Genomic DNA, 14197 nt, shown 5'->3' with positions numbered 1-14197 from the left:
CGCATGACTTCGATACTAAATAATGTACTCAATGCAATGCAACAAGTGATTATAGAACCTGTTGAGGGTAGTCTTAATCTTTTTAAACTTGTTGGGGGCTCTTGCTTATGGGCAACTGAATTACTTCCTCTTTCTGCTAGTCAAAAAGTTTTTAGTATTGACGATAACACACCTTTTTTACAAGATTTTCTTATTGATGCGCAACTAATATGGAATGGCAGTGAAGATAATCGGGTTCGCTCTGGCTTTTGGACTGAAGTTGTTGCAAACAACAAAGAATTACATTTAGAAGCGATTGCAATTAAACAAGACGATCAAAGTTTACTGATTATCAGCAATCAAACTGAAGACTTTACACTTCGCCAAAGTACAATGCAGTCTGCTCGAGAACTCTCTCTCTATAATGATCATTTAATAGAACAAAATGAGTATTTGCATACAAGAATTCTCGCTATTTTTAATAAACCTTACGAACAAGAAAATATTATTACCGCGCTAACGAAAGCAATTGAGAATGCCGGCTTTGCAGTACTTATTACAAAAAGTGATTTAACGACTATTATTGCTAATACAGCTGCGTTACATTTATTTGAACAAGGTGGCTCTTCAACTCATGAGTCTTCAAATCCTGTAGATATTATTGTACAACTTTTAAAAAATCAATTACCAGAATATGAACGTATTATCGCTACTAAATCTAGTTGGGATGGCGAGCTATGTTGGATGTCGCCACCATCGACATTGAAATGGTTAAAAGTTGCTTTATATCCCGTTTTAGATGATTTAAATGAAATAAAGAACTGGATTATTTTTGCTAATGACATAAGTAATATTAAATATTTAGTACAACGAAATGAAAAAAGTGATTTACAGGATTTGTTAACTCAACTACCTAACCGAATTTCGTTTTGGCAAAGATTGGAAAAACAAATAATATCTAATATTCCTTTTTATTTATTGTATGTTGATGTTAATGATTTTAGGCGTCATAACGAATTCTATGGTCATGATGAAGGAGATAAGTTACTTATTGAAGTCAGTGGTCGTATTAAAAGTAGTATTAAAACATCTGATTTCATCGCAAGGGTAGGCGGTGATGAATTTGCTATTATATTAACTGATATCGATAATCAAGCTTGTTGTGAAGGTGTAGTTGAAAGAATTCTTGACTGTACCAGAGAGCCATTTCAAACAAGTGAATTAGAGAGCTTTAATGTTAATTTAAGTATAGGTGCTGCTAACTTCCCCCATGATGCACATAGTGTTGAAGAATTAATGAAGTTTGTTGATTTAAGTGCTTATAACGGTAAAAGATCAAAAGCTAATTCATTACAGTTTTATTCTCAGTCTATGAAAGATGCATCGCGCCTTATTATTGAAGTTGAGCATGAGCTAAGAGAAGCTATCAAAAATGATGAATTTGAATTGTTTTTGCAACCTATTATAGATTTAGAACTTAATAAAATTGTAAAAGCAGAGGCGTTAATTCGCTGGAATCATCCTACGAAAGGAATGCTGTTTCCTGACTCTTTTATTGCTATTGCTGAAAAAAGCGGCTTAATTATTACTATTGGTAAGTGGGTAATTGATACAGCTTGTCAAATGGTGGATAAAATTAACAAAATGGGACATAAAGTTAAAATATCACTGAACCTGTCACCTGCTCAAGTGTTTGATGAAAACCTTTTTCCTCATCTGCATGCTTGTATTAAGAATAATAAAATAGACCCATGTTTATTAGAGTTAGAAATCACGGAAGGCGTGATGATTGATGATTATGCTATTACTGAAAAATTACTGAATAAAGTAAGAGCTATTGGTGTAAGTGTCTCTATTGATGATTTTGGAACTGGCTATAGTTCGCTGGCGTATTTAAAAAAACTACCTTTAGATTTTTTGAAAATTGATCGATCATTTGTTAGAGATATTGTTAGTGATGATAACGATAAAGCGATTGTTAGAGCTGTTATTGCTATGGCACATAATTTAAATTTAGGGGTTATTGCTGAAGGTGTTGAAACTCAAGAACAGTTAGACTTCCTTGAACAAAACTCATGTAACTCAGTGCAAGGTTACTTTTTTAGTAAGCCAATTGAGTTTAGCTCTTTTATTATGTTACTTCAAAATCAAAAAAAGAAAGATTTTGAGTCTCATTCAAGCTAATGACCCACATACGTTCATGACATTGATCTTCTCAAATGCTACTTCTTAGGTCACTAGCTCCGTCATTCCGTAGGTATTTTAATACGGAATCCCACACGTGTGGTTGAATAGTGCGTGAGATCCTGAATCCCTTGAACTACGGAATATAACGAATGAGATTCTGACTCAAGTTCAGAATGACGAGAAGCTAATTCGGTAGTCGTCGATTCCATCATTCCGTAGGTCACTTAATACGGAACCTCCTATTATAAGCTAATTGTACTCAACTAAAGGCCATTGTAATATTGAACACTCGTTGACTGTGGTACTAGTGCATTAATATTATGTTCAACCTCTTTTTCATCCGCAGCTTTAGCTAGTAGTTGCTCAAACTGTCGGATCAATACAACTTTATCTGGTGACTCTTTATCGCCGGCGCCAATGTTGGTAAGGTCAATCATAAAACCATCATATAAATCAGAGAGATCGTTAATGATCTCCATGTTTAAAAACTGATCCTGATTATAAATACTTGGGTAACCTGCTTTTTGTTTATCAATAGCAAAATTATCACCTTTCAAGTTGGTTATGCTCGTTGATTTATCACACGAGAGCATGCAACCGTTATCTATTCTTGGTTTTTCACAACCGACACTTTGTTGGAAGAAGCATTGTCGGCTAGTCATCAATAAAATAGGATGATAAATACTGTAGAACAATTCAAAATTTTCAGGACGGGCAATACTTCTCATTTGTTGCTTGTTAATTTCGTTTGAGATAAACGCACCGCTACAATCAAAGGTTTCTTTCATTGCTAATAAAGCATAAGAGTTTGTTGTATTTAAAAATGGACCTGCAATCCATTTAATGCCTAACCGGTGTGCTTCATAAGCGATACCTGTGTTATTTGTTACAATCAATTCAGGTTTGACTTGCTGTAAAATATTTAAAGCAACGTCGTAATCTTTACCTATTAATACCGATGGAAACCATGGGATTAATTTTGGATTTTGTTTGAAAAAATCAACGTATTTAGTGCAACCACGTTTATAAGCATCGGGTAATTTAAAGTAAACGTTAGCATTTGTTACGTTAGTTAAATTAATATCTTCTTCATCACAAATCAGTAAAGATAACTTAGGCTTAACATATTCTGCTTGAGCGTTTGTCGGTTTAGGATAATTTTTAAGTGGTGGCAGTGTCACTTCGGGTAATACTGCTTTGTTGTTATTTAAGGTTAACGCGAGTTGCTTTTTCAATTCGGTTAATTCTTTAAACGGAATACTTAACCCTTGTGCTAAATTATCAATATTGATTGCTGTTAAATTATAGCTGCTGTTGTTAAAGCTTTTAAAACGCTTATCGATAACGCTTGAATCAATACTCGCTTTATCACTTTGTGTAAGTAAGCTGGTTGATTGCACTTTAAATTCAATATTATCGTCTTTTTCAATCACATTTGCTGTGATCGTTAAAGGCTGATCCAGTGCACCTGAAAAGGTTAATGTCAGTGATAGTTTTTCAATGGTTAAATGTTTGATCTTATCAAAAACAGTGGCTTTAATTTCTTTGTTTTGTTGATGAAGCTCTTGTTCAACTTCATGTATTTGAACCACAGAAATTGCTTTGCTTTTATCTACTGCATGCTTAGTTGAATTATCGCGTGGGTTATCAATAAACATTGACTGGTTCAAGTCACCACGTAAGAAAGCATTAGAAAAGTCACGGTTAAATACTTGATAAAGACGCTCGCCATCTTCGGTTAGCTCACCAGTATTTACGAAGCCATCAATTTGTTTTCGAAAGCTATCTACTACGGTATGTACATAGTTTGCGCCTTTGATACGACCTTCAATTTTAAATGAATGAACACCTGCCTCAATAAGGGCTGGTAAGTCGAAAAAGGCCGAATTGTCTTTAATATTCAGCGGAAAGTTATTGCCCGAAGGCGTTGTTTCATATTCTTCACGACAAGCTTGGCTACAACGGCCTCGATTACCTGAATTACCAACACTGGCAGAAGTTGAATAACATAAACCTGAAAAAGCAACACAGAGTGAACCATGCACAAAAACTTCTACTAAGGTTTCATGCTCTGCGGCTACCGCTGTTATCACTTTAATTTCTTTTAAGCTCAACTCTCTTGATAAGTTAACGCGTGAAGCACCTAACTTTTTCAAGAATGGAATTTGACCAACATTATGCGTGGTAAGTTGTGTTGATGCGTGAATGTCTAATGTAGGAAAGTGCTTGGTGATTAAATTGAACATGCCAATATCTTGCACTATTACCCCATCAAGCGTGGTATTGGCTAATTTACTTAGCAGTTTTGCTAATGATTTAAATTCGCGCTCTAAAATAACGATATTCAATGTGAGAAATATCTTACATTGATACTGGTGTGCTAATCGAATAACACCCACTAATTCATCAAAGGATAGGTTAGACGCTCGATTTCGGGCATTGAATGTATCTAGACCACAGTAAACCGCATCGGCACCAGCAATTATTGCCGCTTTAATCGCATCAACATCGCCACCGGGTGCTAATAATTCAATTTCAGAACTCATTTTTATAACCTACTTTACAACTTTGATTGGTATAATTTTAAAAGAGGGATTTTACCCGTATACTTACCGAAAGAATAGCGTTAAATAAGTTGAGTCGCCTTTGCTTAGGGCTTACTCGTTAATTAGAGAGTTTTTATGTTACTTCCACCGTACCAACACTTTGCGAAAATGTTAGCTTGCTTCTTGCCTGAAGAACGAATTATTAGTAGTTATGCCAAGCGGCTAGCTTTTGGGGTTGATGCAAGCTTTTATCGACTAGTCCCTAAATTAGTATTAATACTTGATACCGAAGCGGAGGTGGTAAAAGTATTAAATCACGCTGCTATTGCTAAATTACCGGTTACTTTTAGAGCTGCTGGTACTAGTCTTTCTGGGCAAGCTCAATCTGACTCTATCCTTATTTTATTAACCACTAGTTGGCGAAATCATCAAATAGTCGATTTAGGATTAAAAATAAAATTAGGACCTGGAGTTATTGGTGCAGATGCAAATAAATATTTACTGCCTTATGGCCGAAAAATAGGACCTGATCCTGCTTCCATTAACACCTGTAAAGTTGCAGGTATTGCTGCTAATAATGCTAGTGGTATGTGCTGCGGTGTGGCACAAAATAGTTATCACACCTTAGATAGTATTCGTGTTGTTTTACATGATGGTGCCGTGTTAGATACTGGCGATAAAGATAGTGTTAGTGAATTTAGAAAAACGCATAGTATCTTGTTAAGCGGTATTAAAAGCTTGGCGTTAGAAACAAATAAGAATGAAAATTTACGCCAGTTAATCAATCATAAATATAGATTAAAAAACACCACTGGTTATGCTATTAATTCGTTAGTGGATTTTGAGGATCCTATCGATATTTTAGCGCATTTAATGATCGGCTCTGAAGGTACCTTAGGCTTTATTTCTTCTATCACTTATAACACGGTTGTTGAACATAAATATCGTGCATCAACCTTAGTTTTTTTCCCCACTATGCAAATTACTTGTCATGCTGTCTCTGCATTAGCTAGTGCAAATGTTTCAGCCGTGGAGTTGATGGATAGACGTGCGTTAGCTTCGGTTAGCGATATGGATGGTTTGCCTGACTTTATCAATACGCTTGATGAACATGTTGGCGCCCTGTTAATCGAAACTTGTGCAGCTAACGCTGAAATATTAAGGCAACAAGTGGCTGAACTTGAATTAATGTTAGCTGATTTTGAACAAACCAATGCGATTAAATTTACTGATGTTGCGAGTGAATATTCTCAATTGTGGGCAATAAGAAAGGGCACTTTTCCTGCTGTTGGCGCTGTTCGAGAAACGGGAACGACTGTAATTATTGAAGATGTTGCTTTTCCTGTTGCTAGGCTTGCTGATGGGGTTGCTGATTTGCAATTGTTATTTACTAAATATCAATATGATGAAGCAATTATTTTTGGTCATGCTCTTGAAGGGAACTTACATTTTGTTTTCACTCAAGACTTCTCAACAGAAAAAGAAATAAAGCGTTATCAGTCATTTATGGATGATGTTTGTCAACTTGTTGCTGTCGATTACCAAGGTTCTTTAAAGGCAGAACATGGTACTGGCCGTAATATGGCCCCTTTTGTTGAGCTAGAATGGGGCAGCGAAGGGTTGGCATTAATGCAGCAAATAAAGCAGTTGTTTGATCCTCAAAGTTTGCTTAATCCTGGTGTAATTATTAATGATAATGCTCATGCACATATTACCAACTTAAAAGCCTTACCCGCCGCAGATATTATTGTTGATAAATGTATAGAGTGTGGTTTTTGTGAGCCTGTCTGTCCATCTAATGGCCTTAGTTTCACGCCGCGTCAACGTATTACCAGTTATCGAGAAATTAGTCGTTTAACTTCGACTAATGAAAACCCTGAATTGTTAGCAGAGCTGAAAAAAGACTTTAATTATTTAGGTATCGATACTTGTGCTGCAACAGGCTTGTGTGCTGAACGTTGCCCCGTCGGTATTAATACGGGTGACCTTATTAGAGAGCTTCGTCATCGCAATAATGAAGGTCACCAAGGTGTGGCTAATGCCTTTGCTAATAACTTCTCTACAGTTGAAAAAACAACTCGAATGACATTAGCAGTCGCAAGCTTTGGCCAACGTTTATTGGGTAATAAAGTGATGGCAGGAGTGACAGGTACTATTAGAAAGCTTTCAGCAAATAAGTTACCTCTGTGGAATAAATATATACCACAAAAAGCACACTATAATCCTACGAAAATTAAAGCTAATAGCAATGTTAACGAAGCAGGTTCTCGACCTAAAGTGGTTTATATCCCAAGCTGCTCAAGTCGCAACATGGGGCAATCATTAACGGCAACAGACCAGCGCTCGCTAACAGACGTTACTTTATCGTTGATAGAAAAAGCTGGATTTGATGTTATTAGTCCAGATTTTACGGGCGAATGTTGTGGTATGCCATTTAATAGTAAAGGGATGTTTTCACAAGCAGAGCAAAAAAGTAATGCAATGCTCGATAAGTTAGCGATATTAAGTGAGCAAGGTAAGTATCCTATTTTAATCGATACCAGCCCTTGTAAATCGATGTTATTAGAAAATAAAGATAAAATTAGGGGGCTTTCACTATTTGAACCTTTTGGTTTTGTTGAAGAAGTTTTGATTAATCATTTGAACTTCACTCCTGTTGATGAACCTATTATGTTACACATTACCTGTTCTAGCAGTAAAATGGGCTTAGCTGGAAAAATGCAACAATTAGCCGAGCGTTGTAGTACTCAGGTGGTAATTCCTGAGCATATTCAATGTTGTGGTTTCGCGGGCGATAAAGGGTTTACCACGCCTGAGCTAAATGACAACGCACTGGCGCCGTTAAAAGCTCAAGTACCTCAAGGTTGTACCGCAGGTTATAGTAATAGCAGAACCTGTGAGATTGGCTTATCTCAACACGCGGGTATTGATTATCAGTCGATTATTTACTTAGTTGATAAAGTAACAACAAAGAAAGTAGGCGAGGTTGTTAGACATTAAACGTAAGAGCCTGAATTAAGTTTATAATAACGGAGAATATTCAGAATGGCGACAAAGCGTGCAGCATAACGGACAAAGCGCCGTTATTCCGTAGGTCACTTAATACGGAATCCCACGCGTGTGGTTGAATAAGAAAGGGATTCTGAGCCCTTTGAGCTACACAGCATAACGATTGGGATTCTGAATCAAGTTCAGAATGATCACCAAGCGCTGTCATTCCGTAGGTCACTTAATACGGAATCCCAAACGTACGGTTGAATAAAGCTGAGACCCTGAGTCTCTTGAACTACACAGCATAACGATTTGTAAAACTATGCATGCTCAGGTTTAACGACTATTTTTCTAATCATAACTTCAATAAAAACCAACAAAGCACCTAAACAAAAGCCAACAATTAAATCGATGGTCAATGGTGTAATCATTGAAAGTACATTTCCGATAAATGGAGTTGTTGCCATAAAGTCAGCGACTGCGGTTATATAAGTTTGCGTGGCATGTATACCGTGTGTGATAAGTGAACCACCAACAAGCCACATGGCTGCTGTGCCTGCAATGGCTAAAAATTTCATTAATTTCGGAGCAAAGCCAATCATCAGCCTTCCTAAAGCACGTTTGAACTTTCCCCATATCGATGCCGACTTATCTTGTATTAGCGCTAAACCCCCATCATCAATTTTAACAATACATGCAACTAATCCATATACGCCAACAGTCATTAAAATTGCGACAAAAACCAATACTGATATTTGTGTTGAGATGTCTTTATCAGCAATAGTACCTAGGGCAATAATTATAATTTCAGCAGATAGTATAAAATCTGTTCTGATAGCGCCTTTTATTTTATCTTTTTCAAAACTTTTTAAATCTATGTTTGGATCTTGTAATGCGGATTTTAATTTTGCTTTATGCGCTTCAACTGCGGCTTTATCTGTAATGTTATGCCAAACTTTTTCGAAACCCTCGTAGCATAAATAGGCTCCACCTAGCATAAGTAACGGCATAATGAGCATGGGTAAGAAATAGCTAAGTAACAGGGCTATAGGAACTAACATGGCCTTGTTGAGCATTGAACCTTTAAATACCGCCCAAACTACAGGTAATTCTCGATCAGCACGTATACCACCAGAAAGCTGTTCTGCATTGACGGCAAGGTCATCACCAAGAACACCTGCTGTTTTTTTAGCTGCTACTTTAGACAGCACTGCAATGTCATCGAGCAACATGGCAATATCATCAAGTAAAGTAAGTAAACTAGCGCCAGCCATAAAGAATTCCATCAAAATAATTAAGAATAGTTATCATGGTGTTTTTCTTTTTAGTAATCAACCTGAACTTAGCTTAAGAGCCTTTTATTTTTACTCTATTAAGTTTATTCATCATTTACATCTACAGCGTTTGTTAAAAAATATCAGTTTCGCTTTTTCAACCAATTAAGAGCATAGAATAGTAATACTCATATATAGAAATAATCCTACATTGAATGACGTTTAATAGCGGTATTGTTAATGGCGCAATGTTGTATAGGAGCTTGTGATGACAAATCAATCACTAAACAACTGTCGGGTAGTGCATTACTGAATTTTTCGTAAATGACAAAAGCACGTGCTAAAGCATCTGTAACTTGGCAAAGGTTGTTTAAGGTTGAGTATGCTAGGTTTTTTGATCTACATGAATTATTTTCTTTAAGCAAAGTACCCATTGTTGTATATATTTGTTGAGTTTCTTCTGAAATGTCGGCAAAGGCTAGTGAACCGGCATTACGCACTAAATAAAAGTCTGAAATAAAATCGAATACGGTTGTATTTTTCAGAGCGTGAAGCTGTTTTGTATTTAGCCGTTGTGAGGTAGATTCGCTTGGCAAGCAAGGCGGATCTTCTGTTGCACAATGATCAAGGTTGTTAGTTAACATTAACGTATCAAATAATGAGCGTTTAAGGACGTCATCACGAAAACTTGCTGGCCATTCACGAGGTATAAACCGCCATTTAGCAAGTGCTTGCAAGTGCATTTTAGTGTAATTCTGGTAATTATTAGCGCTTAAAATTTCTTTATTCCAGGTGTGTTCAGGATCATGCTTTAACAGATATTTATGTTCTTTTTGATACGCGCTAAATAGAAGATTAAAGTGTTTAACATTATCAATAGTTACCGTGCTTACAGTCGCGTAACTGTTTTCTATGCTAACTAACTTGTAAGCAGGTCGATATGCTGCAATTGATGGCGCTTGAATATTAAATAGTGTGTTTTCTTTGCTTTTAATTACTGATGTATCGTTCATGTGCATATGTCCGCCAATATGCAGTCTTAAGCCTGTTTCAGCGAGTAATTTTCGAGTGTCATTTGTAGGTTCACGTTTTAGTTGAAAAGCTGTATTACCAAATAATGCTTGTATTGACTCTGTTTGACCGTCATAAAACTCACCCATTGGAAAATGACTAAATGCGATTAATGTTTTGTTCTGTGTTTTTGCACGTTGTACTACTTCTTTGATCCAAGTGAGTAGAAAAGGTTTTTCGGAAAGTACTTTGTTATATCCTGCATTCCCCGAGCCTTGAAAATCAAATACACCATTTTTTACTTGAGGGATATATACGTTTGCATCAATAGCTAATAACCAAAGGCCTGCTAAGGGTTCAATTAAGTAGCTAGTATCAGGGATATTTATACAGTTGCTTTTATCATTTTCGGCGCATTGCACGTAGCTACGTTCAGCTAATGAGGGGCCTTTTGAGAACGGCGTTTCCCATAAAAGTTCATTGTTGCTGGGCATTAGTCCAAAAGGTGCCATAATCTCAACTACTTCTTTGTAGCCTCCATGCGCTATATCGTCACTGCATATTACTTTTTTATTATCAGTGTTTATGTTTGTGTTGTTGAGCACTTTCTTGGTGCAACGAAGGTGCTCTGTTGAATAAATAGCTAGTTCTTGTCCTTTTTCATTTAAAAAGTCAGGTTTACCACCCGCACTTTTAAATGGCTTTACCGGATCATGATTACCAGGAATGGCAAAAAAACGCATACCATACTCTTTTGTATATTTATTAAGAATTTTTTTTAGACCATAAAGGTGTACAAGTTGGCCATCGTCGGTAAAATCACCCGGTAGAGCAACAAGTGTTATACCCTTAGCTGCAATATCGTTAAGTGTGGTAATTAAAGCAAAGTAATTTTCATTAAATAAACGTGTAGAATGAATTTGCGATCTCATACTTCGAATACTCACCGGTGGGATATCTTTCGCTAGTTGAATCCCCTTAAACCCTTGTTGAGAAAAATCGCCGTAAATATCATGAAAATGAATGTCTGGTATAAAAGCGACTTGGGTTTTAGTGTTAGCCTGTACGTGTGTTGTTATGCTTATTAAGCTAATGATGAGCAGTAAGGCTTTCATGCTTAGTTCCTGTCAACCGTATCAATGAGTTAAGTTTATTATTTTTTAATTATGTAGAAACAGGGATCATAATGATCCCTGTTTTTTAAACGTTATTTAAAAAATAGCACGCAAACCTAGTGATATTCGTCTACCCGAAAACTCATACATTGTCGGGAAAGCAGAATCAAGTGTATAGCCTTTAGTGGCTTCGTCTGTAATATTAATACCTTCTAATGTCATTTTAATTGTGTCGTTAATATTATAGCCAAGAGAAATATCTGTTTGACCATAAGCATCACGATAAACTGGATATATATCGCGCTCTATATATTCAACATATTTATCTTTATAGTTGTAAGAAATACGAGCATCGAAATTGAGGTTTTCATAATAGAAGGTTACGTTGTAAGTTTCGTCAGCTAGACCTTCTGCTGGGGTTGGAATACCTAAATCTGATGAGCCTGTTAATGAATTATCTAAAGAAGTGTAGTTAGCATTAACACCAAACCCTTCTAATGTACTGTGAAAACGTCCAAATGGAATTTGTGCAATTAATTCAATACCACTGACATCGTAGGCACCTTCGGCATTAACTTTTTGATAAATATCAAAGTCGTACACACCATCAATACTACCGTTATCATTGTATTTAGTTACATCATTAACAACGCCAGTTAATGATTCTCGCACTACGCCTTTAATCTCTTTTTCAAAGTAAGAAATGGCTAATAAACCTCCTTTTTCTAAGTACCATTCTAAGCCCATTTCCCATTGGTCGGCATACGTTGGCTGTAGATCAGGGTTACCATCACGGTATTTAAATTCACTTAGGCTGACTGTTCGCTTGTAAGCAATGTCAGTTAAGGCTGGGCGAATAAGAGTTTCGGATGCAGCAGCACGTAAGACTAAGTTGTCACTCAGATCAAGAGAGAAGTTTATGCTTGGTAATAAGTCAGTGTAGTTACCGCTTTTTGATATAGGGGCGGATGTGTAACTCGTTGTACCATCGCTACCTTGTATTTGGTGGTAACCAGACGAAATCACCTCAGTATCAATATAACGAACACCAGCATTTAGGGTTGCGGGCATTTTGCCAATATGAAAAGAAAAATCTGCCATAGCATATATGGCAGAGGTTTTTTCTTTAACTTGATAAAATTGATCAGGTTCAAAATCAACGGTAAAACCGTCGTATCTTAATTCATTACGTGCATAGCTATTTGATACTTGGCTCCAATCTACTTTTGATGAAACTTCAGGTAAGTATTCGCCACCTGAGACTAGTTCTGAAATACTTGTTAGTTGGCTGTCAGCTAATGTGCGTGTACCTACCCATGACGAGTCGCCAGCAGTTGGACCTGTGACACGGTTAGAGCCGTAGTTACGTTCTTTTGATTTATCGGTATAGCGAGCACCGAATTGAATACTTGATAATGCAGGTAAATAAGCTAAGTTTAATTGGCGTGAAAAGTCTAATTGAGCGGCATATTTGTCATCTGAAATATCTTCAATATTTACTTCATTATAATCAAATAAATAAGCTTCGGGTGTATTGTACATATCAAAACTTTCGGCGTTATCACTTGAAAGAGTCTCTGCGCCTGTACTCGTATAACGAGAGCGTGTTGCACGGTAAGCTGTGTGCTTTAAATTGGTGTTTTCTGATGTTTTTTGAGCACCACTATAACCAATTACACCATAAATATCCCATTGTCCAAGTAATGAATCCATTGTCAGACTATATTGTTGGTAGTCAGTATTGTTGCTATTTTCTTTACTTAAAAGCTCATGTTGTGTAGCAGCGTAATCAGCATCTGTTATTACTGTAATTCCATATTCTGACAGGGTTGTATTGTCATATGCATGTACTTTTTCAAGCGAACTAATACTTGATGCTGTGTAGGCTGCTGCATCGTATTCGTCTTCATGGTCATCAAAATTTCCCACTAAACCATCTAACGTTAAACTAAAGTTACTATTAGGTTTATATTGCAAAGATAATGTAGCCCCCCATTTTTCTTGCTCTGTTAAGTAAGCGCGATCACCTACTTTATTCAAAAAGACAACTCGGCTAGTCTCATCATCATCAAATCGGTCGTTAATTATTATACCTGCATCACGCTCTAATACTTCTGCTGTTTGGTCAGCTTGAAATTGCGATGAACCGGTTTTTTCTAACCAACGAGAAATAGGGCGAAAATCTATACCTGAATTACTGTCTGAACGGTTGGTACGTTCTGAGTATGCGAAAGATGCTAATGCCCCCCAATCTCCAAAGGTATCGCTAGCTAATAGGGCAAGTTTAGGATCAGTTTCTTCTGATATTTCGTTATAAGCACCTTCTAGTGAAACCACAATTTTACGTTCATTGTAATCAAAAGGCCTTGCTGTATTAATATCAACCGAACCAGCAATACCACCTTCTTCATCTGCGGCAGTAGGTGATTTTTTTACAGTAACACTTTGAATTATTTCTGAGGCAAAAATATCAAATTCTACGTCACGCCCACCACTACCAGATGCTGTTGCCAGGTTATTAATAGACACAAAGGTGAAATCACTAGGTAAACTTCGAACATTTACTTTTTGCCCTAAACCTTTATTACGTTCAATTGTTACCCCTGGCATTCTTTGTAATGCCTCTGCTAAGTTTTGTTCTGGGAAGTCCGCGATATCAGATGCGACAATCGAATCAGAAAAACCGATATTTTCGCGTTTTAAATCGACTGCCTTTTTTAAGCTTTTTGAATAGCTAGCGGTAACAACAACTTCTTCCATAGCGTGTTCATTTGAATCATTTTCTTGTGCGTGAACTTGGCTTATAAATAAAGTACTTAAAGCAAGTGCTAATGGCGATAGTTGAAACATTCGGTTAGACATTACGTTATTCCTATTTGTTAGTATTTATTAAGATTTAATAAGTTATTTCTCCACTAAAGACGCAACATAAAATGAAAAGGGGACGTATATATTTGATGAAACTTTTATGTCAGTTTTACTACAGAAGTTTCATAAAATTGTCATTAAATCATCATAATAAACCTGTATTTTCTAAGCGAATATTAGCGCCATTTTAATGCTCATTGATTAATAACTTGACGCTGTAAATAAC

6 protein-coding genes are annotated in these 14197 nt (G+C 36.5%); 2 read left to right on the top strand and 4 right to left on the bottom strand.

Features of this window, described 5'->3' with window-relative positions; all coding sequences use genetic code 11:
- The first annotated feature begins 3 nt into the window (after positions 1 to 3).
- On the top strand, positions 4 to 2163 hold the full coding sequence (locus tag KO509_RS16795; protein WP_215974412.1) for an EAL domain-containing protein: 2160 nt from the start codon (positions 4 to 6) through the stop codon (positions 2161 to 2163).
- A gap of 266 nt (positions 2164 to 2429) precedes the next feature.
- On the opposite strand, the gene KO509_RS16790 is transcribed toward KO509_RS16795, so the two are convergent.
- On the bottom strand, positions 2430 to 4712 hold the full coding sequence (locus KO509_RS16790) for a peptidase U32 family protein (RefSeq protein ID WP_215974411.1): 2283 nt from the start codon (positions 4710 to 4712) through the stop codon (positions 2430 to 2432).
- Between the two features lie 135 nt (positions 4713 to 4847).
- Here KO509_RS16790 and KO509_RS16785 point away from each other — a divergent pair, with 135 nt between their 5' ends.
- Complete coding sequence (locus tag KO509_RS16785; protein WP_215974410.1) at positions 4848 to 7712, top strand: FAD-binding and (Fe-S)-binding domain-containing protein; 2865 nt, start codon at positions 4848 to 4850, stop codon at positions 7710 to 7712.
- A 311-nt stretch (positions 7713 to 8023) separates the two neighbouring features.
- Here the strand turns inward: KO509_RS16785 and KO509_RS16780 are convergent, their stop codons facing one another.
- From KO509_RS16780 to KO509_RS16770, 3 genes are all read right to left on the bottom strand, one after another.
- Positions 8024 to 8977 carry a DUF808 domain-containing protein gene (locus KO509_RS16780; RefSeq protein ID WP_215974409.1) on the bottom strand — a complete coding sequence of 318 codons (954 nt, stop codon included), beginning with the start codon at positions 8975 to 8977 and terminating at the stop codon, positions 8024 to 8026.
- Positions 8978 to 9183: 206 nt separating this feature from the next.
- Positions 9184 to 11103: a metallophosphoesterase family protein gene (locus tag KO509_RS16775; protein WP_215974408.1), complete on the bottom strand. Its 1920-nt coding sequence runs from the start codon at positions 11101 to 11103 to the stop codon at positions 9184 to 9186.
- A gap of 96 nt (positions 11104 to 11199) precedes the next feature.
- Positions 11200 to 13965, bottom strand: a complete 2766-nt coding sequence (locus KO509_RS16770; RefSeq protein ID WP_215974407.1) for a TonB-dependent receptor — start codon at positions 13963 to 13965, stop codon at positions 11200 to 11202.
- Positions 13966 to 14197 lie beyond the last annotated feature (232 nt).

The sequence above is a fragment of the Colwellia sp. C2M11 genome (assembly GCF_018860915.1).
Lineage (GTDB): Bacteria > Pseudomonadota > Gammaproteobacteria > Enterobacterales > Alteromonadaceae > Colwellia.
The sequence above is the reverse complement of the archived record's forward strand: the minus strand, read 5'-3'. Positions and strand labels throughout refer to the sequence as shown.